Below are 19,184 nucleotides of genomic sequence, written 5' to 3'. Positions count from 1 at the left end.
AGGGCATCACCGTCAAGCGCTGGCTCGCCCTCCGGCTGTCCGCCCTTGCCCCTGCCCTCCTCGAAAGTCTCTTTCTTTTGAGGAATCTCCATGAAGCTGTCCCGTCTTGCCCTGGCCGTTGCGCTGGCCAGTCCCGTTTCCATGCAGGCGTTCGCCGACGACGCACAGGTCGATCTCCCGGCGCTGGTCGTCACGTCCGGTCGTGTCGGCGAGGCCCGTAGCGATGCGACGGCCGCCACCACGGTGTTCACCCGCGCCGACATCGAACGGCTTCGTCCGCGGTCCGTCGGCGAGCTGCTGGAGCGCGTGCCGGGGGCGACCGTCGTGCGCAATGGCGGCGCTGGCAACGTCACCGGTCTGTTCATCCGCGGCATGTCCAGCGCACAAACGCTGGTGCTGGTGGACGGACAGCGGATCGCGGCCGCCAGCAATGGCGCGGCGAGCCTGGAGTTTCTCGACCCGAGCCAGATCGAGCGAATCGAAGTGGTGCGCGGCACGCGCTCGGCGCTCTATGGCTCCGATGCCATCGGCGGCGTCGTACAGATTTTCACGCGTCGCGCCGACCGCGCAGGCGCCCACCCCTACCTGCGCCTGGCCGCCGGCAGCGACGGTACTTTCGAGCGCAGCCTTGGCGTTTCCGGCGGCACGGAGCAGACGCGCGTGCACCTCGGTGCGAGCCTGAGCGAAAGCGAGGGCTTCGATATCACCCAGAGCGAGCTTGGCGAAAGCGGCGACGACGACGCCCTGCGCAAGCGCTCGCTGAGCCTCAACGTGACGCACCGGTTCAGCGAGCGCGCCGAGGCGGGGCTGTCGCTGCTCGATCAACGCGGGCAGGTCGAGTTCGATGACATCTACGCGGGCACCGCCCCATATGACGACTATCAGCTCAGCGCGGCGTCGGCCTTCTTCAGCGCCCAGTTGCTCGACCGCTGGCACAGCCGGCTGGAAATCGGGCACAGCGAAGACAAGCGCGACACCGGCAACGATGCGTCGTTTGCCGCGGCCAGCGATTTCTACACGTACAACACCTACCGAGACTCGGCCAGCTGGGTGAATACGCTGCAACTGGCCCCGGCGCACCAGCTGCTGCTGGGCGCCGACTGGTACGAAGACCGCCTGCATGCCACCACGACCTTCGTCGAGGAGTCGCGCTGGAACCAGGCCGCCTTCATTCAGCACCGTTACCAGGGCGAAGCCTTCGCCACCGAGCTGGGGCTGCGCCATGACGACAACGAGCAGTTCGGCAGCGTGAACACCTGGAGCGGTGCGCTTACCCTGCCGCTTGGCGACGCGGACCAACTGATCCTGTCCTACAGCGAAGGCTTCCGCGCGCCGACCTTTAACGACCTCTACTACCCGGACTACTGCTACCCGGGCTTCGGCTGCTTCGCCAGCGCCAACCCGGACCTGCAACCCGAGACCTCGCGCAGCTATGAAGCCCAGTGGCGGCATGCCTTCAGCGAGACCGGGTCGCTGGAAGCCTCGCTCTACCGCATCGACCTCGAAGACGCGATTGTCTTCACCGACATCCCGCGCAACGTGCAGACCGCTCGGGTGAACGGCTTCGAGGCGACCTACCAGGAAACGCTGCTGGGTTGGCAGACGCGCCTGGCCGTCGGCATCCTGGACCCGCGCGACCGTGACAGCGGGCATGTCCTGCCTCGCCGCGCCAAGCGCACGGCGTCGCTCGATCTTGACCGTCGGTTCGGCGCCTTCGGCGTCGGCGGCACCTGGCGGCTGGTCAGCAGCCGCTATGACGACGCCGCCAACGACGTACGCATAGGCGGCTACGGTGTGGTCGACGTGCGCGGCAGCTGGAACGCCACCCCAACGCTGGAATTCGACATCAAGATCGCCAACCTGCTGGGCAACGACTATGTCGAAACCACCTACCGGGGCTTCGGCGCGCGCGAGGTGTACGAGACGGCCGGCACCACCGCCCTGTTGGGCATGACCTGGACGCCGACCTTCTAATCGGCGGTATCGAGGGCGATGCGGGCGGCGTCCAGCCGCTCGCACAACCGCTCGGTCGCCGCGAGCATCTGCAGGCTGGGCCGTTCGAGGCCACGGTCCGGCACGGCCCACACCTGGCCCTCGCGCACCGCACTCAGTTGCGGCCAGGCCTTCCAGGCCTCGGCCAGCCGCGGTTCGCTGACGACGATGACATCGGGGTCGCGCGCCAGTACGGCTTCGATGCCGACCTGCGGCGCAGGCAGCTCAAGGTCGGCGAAGACATTCCGTGCCCCGCAGGTTTCCAGCGCATCGCTGATGATCTGGTTGCCGCCGACCGTGTATAGCGGCTGGTCCCAGATCTGATAGAAGACCGACAGCGGCTCGGCGTCGCGATAGCGTTCTTCCAGCGCCTTCAGCCGCTCGCGTACCGCTTCCGCGCGCGCATGGCCCCGCGCCGGCAGGCCGATGCCATCGGCGATCCGTTGCACGCCCTCGGCGAGGTCTTCGAGGCGATGGGGCTCGACGATCAACAGCGGAATCCCGAACTGTTCGAGCTGGCGGCGCTCGCCGGCACCGATGCTGTCGGGCCAGAGCAGGACCAGGTCGGGTGACAGGCTGAGCAGGGTCTCCATCTCGACGCGCCCGTAGCGCCCCACGGAGGGAATGCCGGCCAGGGCGGCCGGACGCTCGCCGCCGTCGAGTACGCCGACGAGACGATCCTCGGCACCCAGCTCGAGCATGATTTCGGATAGCGACGGGGCAAGGCTGACCACCCGCTCTGCCGCCTGCAGCGGCAGCACCAGCAGGCCACCGAGCAAGCAACCGAGCAGACAGACGAGCCACCGCCTCATTGCAGCAACCGAGGCAAGCGGTACAGCAGCCAGAGCGTCAGGCTTGCGCCTGTCAGCAGCAGCGCGGCGACCGGTTCCAGGCCGAGCGGCAAGCCCGCTGCCGCGACGAGCGCAGGCGCCGCCGCCACCGCGAGACCGGCTCGCTGGGCCTGTACGAGATGTGCCCAGGCTTGCGCCTCGGCATCGCTACCCAGCGCCTGCCCGGTGGCGATCAGCGCATGCTTGTACGCCTTGAAATACGGCAGGCTGGGGAAGAAGGCGGCAAGCCCCGCGACAAAGAACACCGGGCCGATCCAGGCGGGAAGCCCCGCGGACGGCAGCGACGAAGCCAGCAACGGCGCGGCCAGCATGACCATGCCGGCCAGCCACTGCTGGCGCCGCAACCGGCGCCGGGCTGCCGCCGCGATCACGACTGCTCGGCTTCGCCCTGGTGAATCTCGCCCAGCAGATGTCCAAGCTTGCCGGCCTTGGTGGCCAGGTACTTCTGGTTGTGCGGGTTGTGCGCGACCTGCAGCGGACGGCGCTCGGAAATGCGAATGCCAAAGCCCTGCAAGGCGTTGACCTTGCGTGGGTTGTTGGTCATCAGCTTGATTTCACTGATGCCGAGGTGCGCCAGCATCGGCCGGCAGATCGCGTAATCGCGCTGGTCCGGCGCGAAGCCGAGTCGCTCGTTCGCCTCCACCGTGTCGGCGCCGGCATCCTGCAATTCATAGGCACGAACCTTGTTCAGCAGGCCGATGCCACGACCCTCCTGCCGGAGATACAGCAGCACGCCGCGGCCTTCATCGGCAATCGCCTTGAGCGCCGCCTCGAGCTGGAAGCCGCAATCGCAACGCAGGCTGAACAGGGCATCGCCGGTCAGGCACTCGGAATGCAGGCGACCAAGCACGGGCCGGCCGTCCGCCACGTCACCCAGGGTCAGCGCGACATGCTCCTTGCCGGTGTCCTGATCGAGGAACCCGTGCATGGTGAATACCCCGAAGGGGGTGGGGAGTTGGCAAGCAGCGACGAACACGACGGACACCGGAGGAACTCCAGAGAAAAAAGAGCGGATAGTGTAACAGCAAGCTGCACCGCGGCTGGCAGTCGGTCGGCCGTTACAGCCGCGACTCGAGCCTCAGCGTGCCTTGTTCTTCGCGCCAGCGGACGCGGTTGAGGAAGCTCATGCCCAGGAGCATTTCGCTCGGCGCGCCACCCTCGATGACCACCGCATCGACCCCCAGCACTTCGATCGCCCCGACCTTCACGCTGTCGAGCCGAAGGCTCCAGGCGCGCGCCGTTCCGGACGCCGTATTGACGGTGATGCGACGACCCTGGGTGCGGTAATCGAGCCCGAGGCGCCGCGCGTGGGCTTCGTTCATCGCCACCGAGGTGGCACCGGTGTCGACCAGAAACTGCGTGACGTGTCCGTCGATCGAGCCGGCGATCCAGTAGTGTCCGCCGGCGCCGCGGGCGATCGACACGCTGGTGGCGGTGGGCGCGGCGAACCCGGCGCTGTACTCGCGACCCAGCGGGTAATGCCGCTCGACGCCATCGACCCGCAGCCGAGCGCCCTGCCCGTCCACGCTCACTACCTGTACGCCGCCCGGACCGGTCTGTCCGACACGCACCAGCTTGCGCTGGCCATCGACGGTGAGCACCGCCGCGCCGGGAAACAAGCCGACCACCTGAACCTGCGGCTGCGCCAGACCGAGCGCAGGCAACAAACCCAGTGTCGCAGCGAGCAAAACCCGAATACGCATGCGCGGTGTCCTTGTGAAAAAGCGCCGGCCTGGCAGAGGCCGCTGGAGCGGCGTTGCGAAGCGGATCATGCCCAGGCCCAGACGAAAGCCTGCATCACGCCCCAGGCGGCGACCCCGGCCAGCACGTCGTCCAGCATGATGCCAAAGCCGCCATGCACATGGCGGTCGGCCCAACTGATCGGCCAGGGCTTGGCGATGTCCATCACGCGGAACACGACGAAGCCCAGCGCCAGCCAGAGCGGTTCGGCCGGCAGCAGGAAGCAGGTCAGCCAGATGCCGACCATCTCGTCCCAGACGATGCCTTCGTGGTCGTGGACGCCCAGCTCGCGCGCGACCTTGCCGCACAGCCAGACGCCGAAAACGATCGACGCGACCAGCACGAGCCCTTGGCCCCACAGCGGGAGCGAGGCCCAGAGCAATACGAACGGCAGACCGACGAGCGTGCCCCAGGTCCCCGGCGCCCTGGGCATGCCACCAGCACCGAAGCCGAATGCGAGGTTATGCCAGGGGTTGCTCCAGATGGAGAGCGGGACCGGCGTGGCCGGCGCCTGAAGTGGATCGGTCAAGGCACTGTCCTCGTGCAATCGCCTGGCGCACTCCGCGCCGGCGCGTCTCTCTCAGAAATGGGTGTAGCCACGCCGCGGCGGCTCCATCGCCCGGCCCTGCGCATCGAGCAGGTGAACACCCGCGCCGTCCCGCACCTCGCCAATGACCGTGATCGGCCAGTCCGAGGCCAGCGCGGCCAGGTGCTGGCGCGGCAGGGTGAAGGCCAGCCGGTAGTCGTCGCCACCGGCGAGCGCGCAGGCGAATGCGGCCTCCTCGCCCATGAAGTCGACCAGTTCGGCCGAGCGCGGCACCCGCGGCGCGTCGATGAACAATGCAACGCCGGAAGCGGTCGCCAGGTGCCCGCAATCGGCGAGCAAGCCATCGGATATGTCCAGTGCCGCGCTCGCCCTGCCGCGCAAGGCCTGGCCGAGCGCAAGCTGCGGCAGCGGCTGCCAGTACTGATCCAGCAGCGGCTTGGCGACAGCGGGTGCGGCGCTCCGCTGGCCCAGCACCAGCGGCAACGCACCGGCGGCGTCGCCCAGCGGCCCGCCACCGACGCAGACCAGATCGCCGGGACGTGCGCCATCGCGCCGGAGCGCGGCGCCCTCGGGTACGCGGCCGAACACGGTCAGGGTCAGCGTCAGCGGCCCGCGCGTTGTGTCGCCGCCCACCAACCGCAATGCGCAGCGACTCGCCATGCGCTCGAGTCCACGGGCGAACCTTTCGAGCCATACCGGCTCGACCGCCGGCAGCGTCAACGCCAAGGTGAAGCCGATCGGTGCCGCCCCCATCGCCGCCAGATCGCTGGCCGAGACCGCCAGTGCACGCTGGCCAAGCAGGAACGGATCGCAGCCCTCGGGGAAATGCACGCCGGCCACCAGGGTATCGGTCGAAATCGCCAGCACCTCGCCCGCCGGCACCGCCAGCAGCGCGCAGTCGTCGCCGATGCCCAATACGACTTCGCCACCGGCCCTGGCACAGGACGCGGTGGCGAAGTAGCGGCGGATCAGTTCGAACTCACCCATGCCGGCGTGTCGGTCAGCGCCGTTCGCGCGTTTCGGCGCTGCGCAGCTGCGGGGCCAGCTTATCCAGGACGCCGTTGACGAACTTGTGCCCGTCGGTGGCGCCGTAGACCTTGGCCAGCTCGATGCCTTCGTTGATCACGACCCGGTACGGTACGTCGAGGCGATGCTTCAGCTCGTAGGTCGACAGCCGCAGGATGGCCAGTTCGACCGGATCGAGCTCGTCCAGCGGACGATCGAGATGCGGGGCGATGGCGCCGTCGATGTCGGTCTTGTCATGCGCCACGCCGGTCAGCAGCTCATGGAAGTACGGCCCGTCGACGCCGGCGAAATCGTTGTCGACGCGAAACTGCGCTTCGATCTCGTTCAGCGACTGGCCCGCCATCTGCCACTGGTAGAGCGCCTGCATGGCCAGGCCGCGGGCGACGCGGCGCATGGCGATCTTGCCCTTGGCGGGCTTGGCCGGTTCGGCGTCCGGGCTGTCGTCGCGATTCAGGCTCACTTGGCCTCCAACTGCGCCAGCAGGCTGACCATTTCCAGGGCGGAAAGCGCGGCTTCGGCGCCCTTGTTGCCGGCCTTGGTGCCGGAGCGCTCGATCGCCTGCTCGATGGAATCGACGGTCAGCACGCCAAAGGCGACCGGCACGCCGAACTCCATGGAGACCTGCGCCAGGCCCTTGGTGCACTCGCCCGCGACGTATTCGAAGTGCGGGGTGCCGCCACGGATGACCGCGCCCAGCGCGATGATGGCGTCGTACTCGCCCTGCTGAGCGACCTTCTGCGAGACCAGCGGGATTTCGAATGCACCCGGCGCGCGGATGATGGTGATGTTGTCTTCGCCGATGCCGTGGCGAACCAGGGTGTCGACGGCGCCGCTGACCAGGCTTTCAACCACGAAGCTGTTGAAGCGGCCAACGACCAGGGCGAACTTGCCCTTGGGGGCGATGAAGGTACCTTCGATGGTCTTCAGGGACATGAGCGGGTCTCGTAATGCGTTTAAAGAGCCGGCGCGCGGTGCGCACCGAAAGAAATCGTCGTCCCCGTCCTTGCGGGACGGTCGGGTGGGCGATGACCGCGCGGCGATCCTCGTCCTGCCCGACCTTCAGGGCGTCTCGATAACGGTCGAGACACCCCTTGCACCGGCCGCCGTCATTCAGCGGGCAGGTATTCTACAACCTCGAGATCGAAGCCGGATATTGCGTTGAAGCGCACCGGCGAACTCATCAGCCGCATCCGACGAACGCCCAGGTCGCGCAGGATCTGCGAACCGGCGCCCACCGTGCTGTAGGTGCTCGGCGTCTTCGACGGCTGCCCGGCGTTGCCTTCGCGGACGTGGGCGAGCAGGTCCTCGCTGTCCAGCGGATGACCCAGCAGCAGCACCACGCCACTGCCGGCCTCGGCCACCTTGGCCATCGCCGCGCGCAGGCTCCAGCGTCCGGCCTGGCGCACCATCAGCAGGTCGCGCAGCGGGTCCATATTGTGGACGCGCACCAGCGTCGGCTCGTCCTTGCGGATCTGGCCGAGCACCAGCGCCATGTGCACGTCGCCCTCGACCGAATCCCGGTAGGTCACCAGGCTGAACTGGCCGAGCTCGGTATCCAGCGGCTGCTCGGCGACGCGCTCGATGGTGTGTTCGTGGATCAGCCGGTAGTGGATCAGGTCGGCGATGGTGCCGATCTTGATGCCGTGCTCCTGCGCAAAGACTTCCAGCTCCGGCCGGCGGGCCATGGTGCCGTCGTCGTTCATGATTTCGCAGATCACGCCGGTCGGCTCGAAGCCGGCCATGCGCGCCAGGTCGCACGCCGCTTCGGTATGGCCGGCGCGGGCCAGCACGCCACCGGCCTGCGCCATCAGCGGGAAGATGTGGCCGGGACTGACGATGTCGTCGGCCTTGGCGAACTTGGCGGCGGCGACCTGCACGGTCCGCGCGCGGTCGGCGGCGGAGATGCCGGTGGTGACGCCTTCGGCCGCTTCGATCGAGACCGTGAACTTGGTGCCGAAGCCCGAACCGTTGCGCGGCGCCATGAGCGGCAGCTTGAGCGTCTCGCAACGCTCGCGCGTCATCGGCATGCAGATCAGGCCGCGGGCGAAGCGCGCCATGAAGTTGATGTGCTCGGCCTGCACGCATTCGGAGGCCATGATCAGGTCGCCTTCGTTCTCGCGGTCCTCGTCATCCATGAGGATGACCATCTTGCCCTGGCGGATGTCTTCGACGAGTTCTTCGATGCTGTTGAGTGCCATCTGGGCAGTTCCTACTTCAGGTAGCCGTGTTCGGCCAGGAAATGTTCGGTCAGCGAGGACGCCTTCTTCACCGGCTCCGCCGCCTTGTCGCCGAGCAGCAGGCGCTCGAGGTAGCGCGCCAGCAGGTCGACTTCGAGGTTGACCTGCCGCCCCGGCCGGTAGTCGACCATGATGGTCTCGGCCAGCGTGTGCGGAACGATGGTCAGCTCGAACTCGGCGCCATCGACCGCATTGACCGTCAGGCTGGTGCCGTCGACCGTGATCGAGCCTTTCATGGCGATGTATCTGGCCAGCTCGGCCGGCGCACGCACGCGCAATTGCACGGCACGCGCGTTCTCGTCGCGCGCGACGATCTCGCCGACGCCATCGACGTGGCCGCTTACCAGGTGCCCGCCAAGCCGGCTGGTCGGCGTCAGGGCCTTTTCCAGGTTGACGCGGCTGCCGGCCTTGAGGTCGATGAACGCGGTGCGGGCCAGCGTCTCGCGGCTGACGTCGGCCCAGAAGCCGTCGCCCGGCAGCTCGACCGCGGTCAGGCAGACGCCGTTGACCGCGATGCTGTCGCCGAGCTTGACGTCGGACAGGTCCAGCTTGCCGGTCTCGACCCGCACGCGGACGTCGCCGCCCTTGGGGGTGAGCGCGCGGATGGTACCGATGGCTTCGATTATGCCGGTGAACATGGCAGCTCTCCGACGAGGTGGGAAACGAACATGAAAACGAACTCCTGTTTATGAAAAACAGGGCGTGCGATCGAAAAGGGATCGGACAGGCGCACGGACGACACCTGTCGAGGCATCCCGCTCTCTCTCATCCGGACTATGACCGTCGGCTCCGGAATCGCACCGGATCTGCTGACCTTGCCGTGGGCAAGCGCTCGCGGGCTGGACGCATCGCGTCATCACCGCCGGTGGGGAATTGCACCCCGCCCTGAGAACGTAACGGGCCGTTCGGCCCGGCGGCGTTTTTACCACAGTTCACCGACCGGGTCAGCTCACCAGTAGTTTTCCACCGCCACCTGACCGGGCTTGCGGGTCAGCGCGAGGTTCATGTCCATCGACTTGAGCAGCAGCCGGGTGTCTTCGATCATCTGCGGGTTGCCGCAGAGCATGATGCGCGAGTGTTCCGGCTCCAGCTTCAGCTCCGCCGCCCGCTCCAGCTCGCCGCTGGGAATGAGCGTGGTAATGCGGCCGTGCAGCGCGCCCGGCACCTGCTCGCGCGTCACCACCGGCAGGTAGGTCAGTCGTGCACGGACGCCTTCCAGGTAGTCGCGCTCGGGCAGCGTGCGGATCAGCTCCTGATAGGCCAGCTCGCGTGCCTCCCGCGCGCTGTAGACCAGCACGATGCGTTCGAAACGGTCCCACACCTCGAGGTCCTGAAGAATGGAAATGAAGGGCGCGACGCCCGTGCCCGTCGCCAGCAGCCACAAGTCGCGGCCGTCCGGGAAGCGGTCGAGCGTCAGGTAGCCGAAGGCCTGCTTGTCGACCAGCAGTTCATCGCCGGGACGCAGGCGGCTCAGCTCGCTGGTGAACTCGCCGTCCGGCACGACGATCGAGAAGAAGTCGAGAAACTCGTCATGCGGCGCCGAGACCATCGAATAGGCCCGCCACACGATGCTGCCGCTGGGCTTGCGCACGCCCAGCCGCGCGAACTGCCCGGCGCGAAAGCGAAAGCCCGGATCGCGGGTCGTGCGCAGGGTGAACAGATTGGGCGTGAGCGTCTCGACTTCGAGCAGGCGTTGGCGGGTGAACTTCTCTTCGCTGACGGTCATACTGCGCTCCCTTTCGGACTGGACGGCGGCGACCCTCACGGCCACCAGTCGTCTTGATACTGCATTCCGACGCCGACAAACACCGCCAGTTTCCATGCCTATTCTCGAATCGCCGTTCGCCCGCCTCGACCTGATCCGCCAGCCGGAGCAGGCCAACGAGCCCTTGCAGGCCTTCGATGCGGCCGACGAGTACCTGTTGTCGCACCTGCATGAGCAAGGGCTCGCGGCGGGCGATCGGGTGCTAGTGCTCAACGACGCGTTCGGTGCGCTGGCCAGCTCGCTCGCCGGTCGCGCGGTCGTGACGAGCAGCGGCGATTCCTACCTCGGGCAGTTGGCGCTGAGGAAGAACCTTGCGCGCAACGGGCTCGCCGAAGACGGCGTGACCTTCGTCCCGGCCAGCGAGATGGCCCAGGGGCCGTTCGACTGGGTGCTGGTCCGCGTGCCCAAGACGCTGGCCCTGCTGGAGGAACAGCTGATCCGCCTGCACGGCCAGCTGGCGCCGGGCGTTCGGGTGGTCGCCGCCGGGATGATCAAGCACCTGCCGCGCGCGGCCGGCGATCTGCTGGAACGCTACATCGGGCCGGTGCAGGCCTCCCTGGCGGTCAAGAAGGCGCGGCTGCTGTTCGCGACGCCCGAAGCCAAGCCTGCGCCGACCTCGCCCTATCCGTCCGCCTACCGGCTCGACCAACCGCCGCTGACGCTCATCAACCACGCCAACGTCTTCTGCCGCGACGGGCTGGACATCGGCACCCGCGCCTTTCTGCCGCATCTGCCGCGCGCGCTCGGCCACCTGCGGGTCGCCGATCTCGGTTGCGGCAATGGCGTGCTGGGGATCGTCTACGCACTCGGCAATCCGCAGGCGGAGCTGACGCTGGTCGACGAAAGCTACATGGCGGTGCAGTCGGCCCAGGCCAACTGGCACGCGGCGCTGGGCGAGCGACCGGCCGACGTCCGTGCCGGCGACGGCCTGGCCGAGCAGCCGCCGCAATCGCTGGACCTTGTGCTGTGCAACCCGCCGTTCCACCAGCAGCAGGTGGTCGGCGACTTCCTCGCCTGGCGCATGTTCCAGCAAGCGCGTGCGGCGCTGGTCAAGGGCGGCGAGCTGTGGATCGTCGGCAACCGCCACCTGGGCTACCACCAGAAGCTCAAGCGCCTGTTCGGCGGGGTTGAGCAGGTCGGCGCGACGCCGAAATTCGTCATCCTGCGGGCGACCAAGGGGTGAGGCTTCGCGGTGGAAAACGTGGCGCGGCTTTCCACCCGACGTCCGGCACTCGGTAACCCTGGCTTCCCACGCTTACAGACACCCTAGGGTGGATAACGGCGAAGCCTTATCCACGCGTCCACCGGCGCCGATGCCGATGCCGATGCCGATCAATAGCTGCCTTTCATTTCCCGATACCGCGCTTCCAGCTCCTGCCGTATCGCCCGTCGCTGCTGCGCCTGCACGCAGCGACGGCGCTGGTTGGGGGTCTGCGGGTCGAGCGACGGAACCGGGGTCGGCTTGCCGTCCTCGCCCATCGCCACCATGGTGAAGAAGCAGCTGTTGCAGTGCCGGACCGTCTTGTTGCGGATGTGCTCGGCGATCACCTTGATGCCGATTTCCATCGAGGTATTGCCGGTGAAGTTCACCGAGGCCAGGAAGGTGACCAGCTCGCCGACGTGCACCGGCTGACGAAAGGTCACCTGATCGACCGACAGGGTCACCACGTAGTGCCCGGCATAGCGGCTGGCGCAGGCATAGGCGACTTCATCCATGTACTTGAGCAGCGTGCCGCCATGCACGTTGCCGGAAAAATTGGCCATGTCGGGCGTCATCAGGACGGTCATGGTCAGCTCGGTATTGCCGGGTAGCATGGCGCGACTCCATCGCGGTGAGGGTCGCTGCACTGTAGCGCACGTGTGGGCGATCAGCGCCCGCTATGCTTGCGGGCTGCGCGCCGGGCGGCCGTGTCCGTGCTAGCCTCGGCGGCCCGCCGCCAGCACGTCCGAACCCGCCCGCCATGTCCGTCGAAACCTCCCTGCAACTGCGTCGCCACCGCCCCTTTCTCAAATTCTGGTTCGCCAGGGTGTTCACGGCCAGCGCGTTTCAGATGATCACCGTGGCAATCGGCTGGCACCTCTATGCGCTGACCGGCAGCGTGCTCGACCTGGGCCTCGTCGGCATGGTGGAGTTCCTGCCGCGGGTGCTCTTCATGCTGCACACCGGGCACGTCGCCGACCGCTTCGACCGCCGCAAGGTCGCCGCGCTGTGCCAGACCGTGCAGGGCCTGACGGCGCTGGCGCTGGTGATCGGCAGCCTCAACGACAGCGTGACGCGGGAGATGATCTTCGCGATCGCCTTCATCTTCGGCACCGCCCGCGCCTTCGAGATGCCGACCACCCAGGCGCTGCTGCCCAACATCGTGCCGCCGGGGTTGTTTCCCGCGGCGGTAGCGGCCTCGGCGTCAGCCATGCAGACCGCCACCATCGTCGCGCCGGCCCTCGGCGGCTTGCTGTTCGCGTTCGGCGAAGTCTGGGCCTACGGGCCGAGCGTCGCGCTCTACGCGCTGGCCGTGTGCCTGATGCTGAGCCTGCCGGCGCGGCAGAAACCGCTGAAGCAGGAGAAGGCCAGCCTGCACAGCCTGCTTGCCGGGATTCGCTTCATTCGCAGCCGGCCGGACGTTTTCGGCGCCATCTCGCTGGACATGTTCGCCGTGCTGCTCGGCGGTGCCACGGCACTGTTGCCGGTGTTCGCCAAGGACATTCTGCTCACGGGCCCCTGGGGGCTGGGCCTGTTGCGCTCGGCCCCGGCGGTGGGCGCGCTGGCGATGGCGTTCTGGCTGGCGCGCTTTCCGATTCAGCGTCAGGTCGGGCGGATCATGTTCATCTCGGTTGGCGTGTTCGGCGTGGCGACGATCGCCTTCGGCCTGTCGACGTCGTTCTGGTTCTCGCTGGCGGTACTGGCGGTGCTGGGCGCGGCAGACATGATCAGCATGGTCATTCGGGGCGCCTTCGTGCAGCTCGAGACGCCGGACGAGATGCGCGGCCGGGTGAGCGCCGTCAACGGGCTGTTCATCGGCGCCTCGAACCAGCTCGGCGAATTCGAGTCGGGCCTGACCGCGGCGTGGTTCGGCACCGTGCCGGCGGTGGTTCTCGGCGGCGCCGGCACGCTGGTGGTGACGGGGCTGTGGATGAAGCTCTTCCCGACGCTGGCCAAGCGCGATCGCTTGAGCGAGTTGAAGCCGGAGCAGGCTGGCTGATGCGCATCCGCAGGGTGCATTCGCGCAGCAATGCACCGGTATTCGGCGCGGGGCTTCGTTTGTGCACCGCCCCGGCGGATTGTTCGCTTCGCTCCTGAATCCGCCCTACGGTCCTGGCGACACGTGGACGAGGCTTCGCCGTCGTCCACCCTACGGTGCTCGCTTTAGGGCCGTAGGGTGGAAAACCGCGGAGCGTTTTCCACTGTGGCCCGCGGTGGCGCCCGGTGGCCATGGCGAGCTTGGTGCGGGTCCGACCGGACGCGTGGATGAGGCTGTGCCGTCATCCACCCTACGCTTGTCGTCCAGCCTTCCCGCGCTACCCGGCATTCAGAGCAGCTTGTCCGGCGTGATCGGCAGGTCCCGCACGCGCTTGCCGGTGGCGTGGTAGATGGCGTTAGCCACCGCCGCGGCCACGCCGACGATGCCGATCTCGCCGACGCCCTTGGAGCCAAGGTCGTTCACCACGCTGTCTTGCTCCTCGACGAAGAACACGTCGATGTCATGGATGTCGGCGTTCACCGGAACGTGATACTCGGCCAGGTTGTGGTTCATGTAGCGACCCAGCCGGTGGTCGGTCCAGGTTTCCTCGTGCAGGGCCATGCCGATGCCCCAGACCACGCCGCCCAGGATCTGGCTGGCAGCCGTCTTCGGATTGATTACCTTGCCGGCGGCGACGGCGCTGACCACGCGGGTCACGCGCACCGTGCCGAGGGCCTCGTCCACGCGGACTTCGACGAAGATCGCCGAGTGCGTGCCGGTGGCGTACTTCTCGCGCTCGTCGCCGGGCTTGACGCTCGCCTCGGCCTCGAGGGTGCCGCTGGTCTGGATGAGCTGCGTCAGCGGCACGCGCCGCGCCGGCTCGCGCTTGAGCACCAGTTCGCCGTCTTCGAACGCCACATCGTCGAGGCTGGCCCCGGTGAAGGGCGAGGCCGGCGACTGCTGGGCCGCGTCGAGGATCTTCTCCCGCAGGCCGACGCAGGCCTGGTGCACCGCGCTGCCGACCGACGAGACCGTTGCCGAGCCGCCTTCGAGCGGTGCCTGGGCGAAACGCGAGTCACCCAGGCGAAACTCCACGCGGTCCATCGGCAGGCCGAGGGCGCTGGCCGCAATCTGCGTCATCACCGTGTAGGTGCCGGTGCCGATGTCGGCCGTGGCGCTGCTGACGATCAGCCGACCGTCCGCCGCCAGGCATGCCTTGGCACTGGCGGGCATCTGCATCGCCTCCCAGACGCCGGTCGCCATGCCCCAGCCGATCAGCTCATGCCCGTCGCGCATGCTGCGCGCTTCGAGCGGCCTGCGCGACCAGCCGAAACGCTCGGCGCCCTGCTCGTAGCAGGCGCACAGCTCCTTGCTCGAATAGGGTTTGCCCTGGTTGCCATTGATCTCGGTGTAGTTGCGCAGCCGCAGTTGCAGCGGGTCGATCGCCGCCGCGTAGGCCACCTCGTCCATCGCCGCTTCCAGCGCATAGACGCCGATCGCCGCGCCGGGGGCGCGCATGTCGATCGGCGTGTAGACGTCGAGCGATCCGAGCCTGTACTCGAGCTGGACGTTGTCACAGGCATACAGCGCCCCGGACCACTCGACCTCATGCTCGGTGAAGTCCTCGAAGCGCGACGTCTGCCCGAGCGAACCGTGGTGCAGCGCCTCCAGCCGGCCGTTCGGCGAGAAGCCGATGGCCAGGCGCTGCAACGTGCGCGGCCGGTAGCCGAAGGTGAACATCTGCTGCCGCTTGAGGACCACCCGCACCGAGCGCTTGAGCTTGAGTGCGGCCATCACCGCCAGCGGCAACTGATACTGCGGCCGCAGCCCCGAACCGAAGGCGCCGCCGACGAAGGGCGAATGCACCTGCACCTTGCCCTCGAGGCCGAACACCCCTTCGACATAGCGCATGCAGTTCTGCACGCCCTGGGTCTTGTCATGGATGATCAGCTCGTCGCCCGGCTGGTAGTGCACCGTCGAGGCGTGCGGCTCCATCGGGTTGTGATGCTCGATGGGTGTGCCGTACTCATGGTCGATCTGCAACGGCGCGCCACGGTACGCCGCCTCGAAGTCGCCGCGCGAGGGGACCTCTTCCGGCGCGGGGTGGGCCTGCTCGCGCACCGCGGCGAGGTCGGTCTGGTGCGGCTCGACGTCATATTCGATGCGCACCAGCGAGCCGGCGTAGCGCGCCAGCTCCAGGCTTTCGGCGACGACCAGCGCCAGCGGCTGGCCGCTGTAGAGCACCCGATCGTTGTACAGCGGGCGGAACGGCGAGCCGTCGGCGGCATCGTCGTCCTGGTAGGGCTCGTCGTAACTGGCGACCGGCGGGCGATTTTCGTGGGTCAGCACCAGCACCACGCCGGCGACGGCCTCGGCCGCGGTGGTATCGATGCGCCTGACGCGACCGCGGGCGATGGTGCTGTTGACCACGCTGCCGTGCAGCAGCCCGGGAATCTCGAATTCGGCGGCGTACTTCGCCTGTCCGGTGACCTTGAGGCGGCCGTCGACCCGTGGGAGCGGCTGGCCGATGGGTGAGGTGCTGTTCATCGGGTCACTCCTCTGGCTGCCTCGTCGAGCGCACGGATGATGGCGCGGCGGGCGAGTTCGACCTTGAAGGCGTTGTAGGCGAGGGGCTGCGCGCCGGCGAGGAGCGCGTCGGCCGCCGCGGCGAAATGGGTGTCATCGGCGCGCTGGCCCACCAGCAGGGCCTCGGCCTCTTCGCGCCGCCAGGGCTTATGGGCGACCCCACCGAGGGCGACGTGCGCCTGGCGAACGGTGTCACCGTCCATCTCCAGCGCGACGGCGACGGACACCAGGGCGAAGGCGTAGGACGCACGCTCGCGCACCTTGAGGTAGCGGTAATGCGTGGCGAAGCCTTCGGCGGGCAGCTCGATGGCGGTGATCAACTCATCGTCGGCGAGCACGTTGTCGCGCTGCGGCTCGTCGCCCGGCAGGCGATGGAAGTCGGCGAAGGCGATCTCGCGGGCACCCTGCCGTCCCTGCACGTGCACGGTGGCTTTCAGCGCGGCCAGCGCCACGCACATGTCCGACGGGTGCACCGCGACGCAGGCGTCGCTGGCCCCGAGGATGGCGTTCATCCGGTTGACGCCATCGCGCGCGCCGCAGCCCGAGCCCGGCTCGCGTTTGTTGCAGGGCGTGCCGGTGTCGTAGAAGTACCAGCAACGGGTGCGTTGCAGCAGGTTGCCGCCGGTGGTCGCCATGTTGCGAAGCTGGCCCGAGGCGCCGGCCAGAATGGCCTGCGACAACAGCGGATAGCGCGCCTCGACCTCCGGGTGCCAGGCGAGGTCGGCGTTGCTGACCAGCGCCCCGACGCGCAGGCCGCCGTTGCCACTCGCCGCCACCTCGCGCAGCGGCAGGTGGGTGATGTCGATCAGTTGCCGGGGCCGCAGGACGTTTTCCTTCATCAGGTCCAGCAGGTTGGTGCCGCCGGCGATGAAGCGCGCGTCCGGCCCGGCGAGCTTCACCGCGTCGTCGACCGAGGCAGGCCGTGCGTAGCTGAACGGATTCATCGCTCGCCCTCCCCGGCCCAGGCCCTGGCCGCCGGCAGGGCGTCTTCGATCGCCTCGAGGATGTGCGGGTAGGCGCCGCAACGACAGATGTTGCCACTCATCTGCTCGCGGATGTCGTCGCGACTCCGCGCGCGCCCTTCATTCACCATGCCGACCGCCGAGCAGATCTGCCCCGGCGTGCAGTAGCCGCACTGGAAGGCGTCATGGTCGATGAAGGCCTGCTGGATCGGGTGCAATTCGTCACCGCGTGCCAGCCCCTCGATGGTGGTGACCTGCTTGCCGTCGCACATCACCGCGAGGGTCAGGCAGGCGTTCACCCGCTTGCCATCGACCAGCACGGTGCACGCGCCGCATTGGCCGTGGTCGCAGCCCTTCTTGGTGCCGGTCATGGCCAGGCGATCCCGCAGGAGGTCGAGCAGCGTGGTCCAGGGTTCGATGTCGAGGTGTCGACGCTGGCCGTTGAGTTCGAGGCTGACGGGGCAGGCGGCGATGCCGTCGGCCTCCGGGATGGGGGTAGTGGCGCTCATGCGGGCCTCACGGTTTGGCGGTGGCGCTTCCGTGCGTACATGGCAGACGTACCGATCGGCGCCGATCGTCTGCGTTGTCGGGGTTACGACTGCCCCGCGGCGGCAAACGTTCAGCCGTCGGCTTGGCCCGACGCCCGATCCGTCCGATCGCCCGGACGGTCGATATCGCGCAGCACGCCGGCGTCCTGCACGGGCAACCGCAGAACGGGCGACTCAGTGAACAACGCCTGCGCGCCTCGGTCGCCGTCGAGCGCCAGTAAGGCCGACCGATGGCGAGCGCCAATGCCGCGCGGGTGCCCCGGCTGCCCGTCGTGCACCGGCAGCAACAGACGATCGGGTTCGATGTGCGCGACGAGCGTGGCCAGGGTGTCGCGTCGCACATAGGGCATGTCGCCGAGCGCCACCAGCCAGCCTCGCGCAGCCGGACAGGCGGCAACCCCCTGCGCCAGGCTATGGCCCAGGCCACGCGTGTCTACCGACAACACATCGAATGCCCGCGAGCGCCGCCAGATCTCGAGCCGCTCGCACAGCGGCCGATTGTCGGCCCGCGCGACCACCACCAGCCGCTCGGTCAGGCCCCGCAACGTCTCGATCGCTGCCTCGAGCACCGGTCGCGAGCCCGCCCCGGCGCTGGGCACGAGCAGCTTGTCGCGGTCATCCTCCTGCCGATACCGGCTGCCGAGCCCACCGGCCAGCAGCAGCGTCACCACGCCATCGCGCGGCTCAGGCACAGCGGCGGGCAGCCTCGGTCGCACCCAGGCGCAGGCCGTTCTTGCAGGCCACGACCTCGGCCATGAGCGACAGGGCGATCTCCGCCGGCGTGCGGCTGCCGATCGGCAGCCCGATCGGCCCATGCAACCGCTCGACCGCCTCCGCGGGAAGCCCGAGCGAGCGCAGACGGCCCTTGCGCGCCTCATTGTTGCGCCGCGAACCCAGGGCGCCGACATAGAAGGCGCGCGATTGCAGGGCGGTGAGCAATGCCATGTCGTCCAGCCGCGGGTCGTGGGTCAGGGCGACGATCGCCGTGTGCGGGTCGGGCTCGATGGCCAGCACCGCGTCGTCCGGCATGCCGTCGACGAAGCGCGCCTGCCCGGCCGGCCAGTCATGGGCGTAGGCCTCGCGCGGGTCGCAGATCGACACCTCGAAGCCGAGCGGCCCGGCCAGGTCGGCGACGTAGCGCGACAGTTGCCCGGCGCCGATCAGCAGCAGCCGCCAGCTCGGCCCGAAGCCGGCCTCGAGCGTCTGGCCATCGAATCGCAGCGGAGCGGTCCGTTCGACCTGGGCGAGCGTCACGCGCCCGCTGTCGAGATCGAGCCGACGCACCACCCGCTGGTGGGCTTCGCAACGCTCGATCAGCTCGCCGAGCCAGGCGCCCTCGCCGAGCGGCTCCTCGACCAGGCGCAGCGTGCCACCGCAGGGCAGGCCGAAGCGGGCGGTTTCCTCGCGCGTGACGCCGTAGGTGATCAGCCGGCAGGCGCGGCCATGCTCGGTTGCGGCGGTGGGCAGGCGAGCGAGCAGGTCGTCCTCCACGCAGCCGCCGGAGACCGAGCCTTCCACGCGCCCGTCTTCGCGCAGGGCCAGCAGCGCGCCAACGGGTCGCGGCGCGCTGCCCCAGGTTTCCACCACGGTGTAGAGGACGACGCGGTGCCCGTCGGCCAACCAGTCCCGCGCGCGGCGCAATACCGCCAGATCCACAGTGTCCATTCGCGCCCCGTTCGATCGCTTCGGCTAGAGTCTTGGGGACAGACCCGGCGGCCCGCGGACAAGTTCGCCCGTTGCGCCGCGCACTG

20 protein-coding genes and 1 riboswitch are annotated in these 19,184 nt (G+C 68.4%); of the genes, 3 read left to right on the top strand and 17 right to left on the bottom strand.

Features of this window, described 5'->3' with window-relative positions:
- Nucleotides 1-90 precede the first annotated feature (90 nt).
- Nucleotides 91-1,974, top strand: a complete 1,884-nt coding sequence (locus D7325_RS16695) for a TonB-dependent receptor domain-containing protein (RefSeq protein ID WP_120997584.1) — start codon at nucleotides 91-93, stop codon at nucleotides 1,972-1,974.
- On the opposite strand, the gene D7325_RS16690 is transcribed toward D7325_RS16695, so the two are convergent.
- The 11 genes from D7325_RS16690 to D7325_RS16640 form a co-directional block, all read right to left on the bottom strand.
- Nucleotides 1,971-2,804: a cobalamin-binding protein gene (locus D7325_RS16690; RefSeq protein WP_120997583.1), complete on the bottom strand. Its 834-nt coding sequence runs from the start codon at nucleotides 2,802-2,804 to the stop codon at nucleotides 1,971-1,973. The genes D7325_RS16695 and D7325_RS16690 overlap by 4 nt on opposite strands.
- A complete protein-coding gene (locus D7325_RS16685) occupies nucleotides 2,801-3,214 on the bottom strand; it encodes a hypothetical protein (protein WP_120997582.1) in 414 nt (137 codons plus the stop codon). Before D7325_RS16685 ends, D7325_RS16690 begins: the two co-directional genes overlap by 4 nt.
- Complete coding sequence (ribA, locus tag D7325_RS16680) at nucleotides 3,211-3,828, bottom strand: GTP cyclohydrolase II (protein WP_120997581.1); 618 nt, start codon at nucleotides 3,826-3,828, stop codon at nucleotides 3,211-3,213. The genes D7325_RS16685 and ribA overlap by 4 nt, the downstream gene beginning before the upstream one ends.
- Before the next feature lie 73 nt (nucleotides 3,829-3,901).
- Nucleotides 3,902-4,546, bottom strand: a complete 645-nt coding sequence (locus D7325_RS16675; RefSeq protein ID WP_120997580.1) for a retropepsin-like aspartic protease family protein — start codon at nucleotides 4,544-4,546, stop codon at nucleotides 3,902-3,904.
- A 65-nt stretch (nucleotides 4,547-4,611) separates the two neighbouring features.
- Nucleotides 4,612-5,112 (bottom strand): phosphatidylglycerophosphatase A family protein, encoded by a 501-nt coding sequence (locus tag D7325_RS16670; protein ID WP_120997579.1) that lies wholly within the window; start codon nucleotides 5,110-5,112, stop codon nucleotides 4,612-4,614.
- 51 nt (nucleotides 5,113-5,163) lie between these two features.
- The gene (gene thiL, locus D7325_RS16665) at nucleotides 5,164-6,117 is read right to left on the bottom strand and encodes a thiamine-phosphate kinase (protein WP_120997578.1); all 954 of its coding nucleotides are present in this window, start codon (nucleotides 6,115-6,117) and stop codon (nucleotides 5,164-5,166) included.
- A 13-nt stretch (nucleotides 6,118-6,130) separates the two neighbouring features.
- Nucleotides 6,131-6,616, bottom strand: coding sequence for a transcription antitermination factor NusB (nusB, locus tag D7325_RS16660; RefSeq protein ID WP_120997577.1), 486 nt, complete (start codon nucleotides 6,614-6,616; stop codon nucleotides 6,131-6,133).
- Entirely contained in the window at nucleotides 6,613-7,089 is a 477-nt protein-coding gene (gene ribH, locus D7325_RS16655; RefSeq protein WP_120997576.1) for a 6,7-dimethyl-8-ribityllumazine synthase, read from the bottom strand. Before ribH ends, nusB begins: the two co-directional genes overlap by 4 nt.
- Before the next feature lie 173 nt (nucleotides 7,090-7,262).
- The gene (gene ribBA / locus D7325_RS16650) at nucleotides 7,263-8,354 is read right to left on the bottom strand and encodes a bifunctional 3,4-dihydroxy-2-butanone-4-phosphate synthase/GTP cyclohydrolase II (protein ID WP_120997575.1); all 1,092 of its coding nucleotides are present in this window, start codon (nucleotides 8,352-8,354) and stop codon (nucleotides 7,263-7,265) included.
- Nucleotides 8,355-8,365: 11 nt separating this feature from the next.
- Nucleotides 8,366-9,031, bottom strand: a complete 666-nt coding sequence (locus tag D7325_RS16645; RefSeq protein WP_120997574.1) for a riboflavin synthase — start codon at nucleotides 9,029-9,031, stop codon at nucleotides 8,366-8,368.
- Between the two features lie 115 nt (nucleotides 9,032-9,146).
- Nucleotides 9,147-9,290, bottom strand: a riboswitch (FMN riboswitch).
- Between the two features lie 52 nt (nucleotides 9,291-9,342).
- Nucleotides 9,343-10,119, bottom strand: a complete 777-nt coding sequence (locus D7325_RS16640; RefSeq protein ID WP_120997573.1) for a ferredoxin--NADP reductase — start codon at nucleotides 10,117-10,119, stop codon at nucleotides 9,343-9,345.
- 94 nt (nucleotides 10,120-10,213) lie between these two features.
- Here D7325_RS16640 and D7325_RS16635 point away from each other — a divergent pair, with 94 nt between their 5' ends.
- Nucleotides 10,214-11,341: a methyltransferase gene (locus D7325_RS16635; RefSeq protein ID WP_120997572.1), complete on the top strand. Its 1,128-nt coding sequence runs from the start codon at nucleotides 10,214-10,216 to the stop codon at nucleotides 11,339-11,341.
- A 149-nt stretch (nucleotides 11,342-11,490) separates the two neighbouring features.
- Here D7325_RS16635 and D7325_RS16630 read toward each other — a convergent pair whose 3' ends face one another.
- Nucleotides 11,491-11,973 (bottom strand): acyl-CoA thioesterase, encoded by a 483-nt coding sequence (locus D7325_RS16630; protein ID WP_120997571.1) that lies wholly within the window; start codon nucleotides 11,971-11,973, stop codon nucleotides 11,491-11,493.
- A 146-nt stretch (nucleotides 11,974-12,119) separates the two neighbouring features.
- On the opposite strand from D7325_RS16630, the gene D7325_RS16625 reads away from it, so the two are divergent.
- Nucleotides 12,120-13,358, top strand: a complete 1,239-nt coding sequence (locus D7325_RS16625; RefSeq protein WP_120997570.1) for an MFS transporter — start codon at nucleotides 12,120-12,122, stop codon at nucleotides 13,356-13,358.
- A 327-nt stretch (nucleotides 13,359-13,685) separates the two neighbouring features.
- Here D7325_RS16625 and D7325_RS16620 read toward each other — a convergent pair whose 3' ends face one another.
- The 5 genes from D7325_RS16620 to D7325_RS16600 all read right to left on the bottom strand — a co-directional run bounded on the left by D7325_RS16620 (nucleotide 13,686) and on the right by D7325_RS16600 (nucleotide 19,098).
- The gene (locus D7325_RS16620; protein WP_120997569.1) at nucleotides 13,686-15,884 is read right to left on the bottom strand and encodes a xanthine dehydrogenase family protein molybdopterin-binding subunit; all 2,199 of its coding nucleotides are present in this window, start codon (nucleotides 15,882-15,884) and stop codon (nucleotides 13,686-13,688) included.
- A complete protein-coding gene (locus D7325_RS16615) occupies nucleotides 15,881-16,867 on the bottom strand; it encodes an FAD binding domain-containing protein (protein WP_120997568.1) in 987 nt (328 codons plus the stop codon). The genes D7325_RS16620 and D7325_RS16615 overlap by 4 nt, the downstream gene beginning before the upstream one ends.
- Nucleotides 16,864-17,394 (bottom strand): (2Fe-2S)-binding protein, encoded by a 531-nt coding sequence (locus D7325_RS16610; protein ID WP_120997567.1) that lies wholly within the window; start codon nucleotides 17,392-17,394, stop codon nucleotides 16,864-16,866. The genes D7325_RS16615 and D7325_RS16610 overlap by 4 nt, the downstream gene beginning before the upstream one ends.
- 110 nt (nucleotides 17,395-17,504) lie before the next feature.
- Complete coding sequence (locus tag D7325_RS16605; RefSeq protein WP_177431806.1) at nucleotides 17,505-18,125, bottom strand: nucleotidyltransferase family protein; 621 nt, start codon at nucleotides 18,123-18,125, stop codon at nucleotides 17,505-17,507.
- A complete protein-coding gene (locus tag D7325_RS16600; protein ID WP_120997565.1) occupies nucleotides 18,118-19,098 on the bottom strand; it encodes an XdhC family protein in 981 nt (326 codons plus the stop codon). Before D7325_RS16600 ends, D7325_RS16605 begins: the two co-directional genes overlap by 8 nt.
- Nucleotides 19,099-19,184 lie beyond the last annotated feature (86 nt).

The organism is Stutzerimonas urumqiensis (genome assembly GCF_003640395.1).
In the GTDB taxonomy this organism is placed as follows: domain Bacteria; phylum Pseudomonadota; class Gammaproteobacteria; order Pseudomonadales; family Pseudomonadaceae; genus Stutzerimonas; species Stutzerimonas urumqiensis.
Note: the sequence above shows the minus strand (reverse complement) of the source record. Positions and strands in the feature narration are given on the sequence as shown.